This is a genomic window from Burkholderia sp. Cy-637 (assembly GCF_011753175.1).
In the GTDB taxonomy this organism is placed as follows: domain Bacteria; phylum Pseudomonadota; class Gammaproteobacteria; order Burkholderiales; family Burkholderiaceae; genus Burkholderia; species Burkholderia gladioli.
Window position 1 is genome coordinate 1 of the sequence record NZ_VWWC01000412.1, and the last position, 724, is coordinate 724.

A 724-nucleotide genomic window follows, 5' to 3' on the forward strand; every position below is an offset into this window, starting at 1 on the left:
CCGGCCCCGATCCCTATGACTACTGGCGGCTCGCCCGCGCCTGCCTGCGGGCGGTGCAGGGCGCGCCCGGCACGTCGCCGCGACGCTGGCTCGCGCGCGGCAACCTGGTGCTGCGCGAGCAGATGGGCGGGGCGCGAGTCGTCGCCCCGGCGCTGGTGCGCGAGACGCTGGCGCTCGTCTGGCGCGATTTCGCGCTGTACGGCGCGGCCGCCGAGGATGCCGCCGAGGTCGAGCTGCTCAACGATTACGGCTTGACGGTCGACTGGCACGTGGCCGGCTCGCAGGCATCCGAGATGCTTTGGGAGGTCGACGCCGCGCGCGCCGAGGCCGATGCGCTGCGCGACGCGGCGGCCACGCGCCAGCTCGGCGTGGTGACCGTCAACGGCCATGCCTACGAGGACTTCCTGCAGACCGCCGACGCCTCGATGGCCGAGCTCACCGGCGAGCCGGGCGCCGTCGATGCCGGCCAGGCTTGGCGCGCCGCGGCGGCGGCCTATCGGGTCGGCTCGGCCGCCGCCGCGCTCGGGCTCGGCCAGACTGCCCTGATGGCCGATGCGGTGGCGCTGGGCTGGCGCCGCATCACCCATGGCTTGCCGCCCGAGGACGGCGGTGCCGCGCTGGCGGCCGGCTCCGATGCGCTGCGCGCTGCGCTCTACAAGATCGCGGCCGGCGTGGCGCCGCCCGACCTGGCGGCCGCGCGCGCGGCCCTGGGCGCCTCGCTCGA

The 724-nt window shown here is 76.8% G+C and carries 1 pseudogene; it reads left to right on the plus strand.

Going from position 1 to position 724, the window contains the following annotated elements:
• Nucleotides 1-724 (plus strand): annotated as a pseudogene (locus tag F3J10_RS35920) (hypothetical protein); the annotation flags it as partial.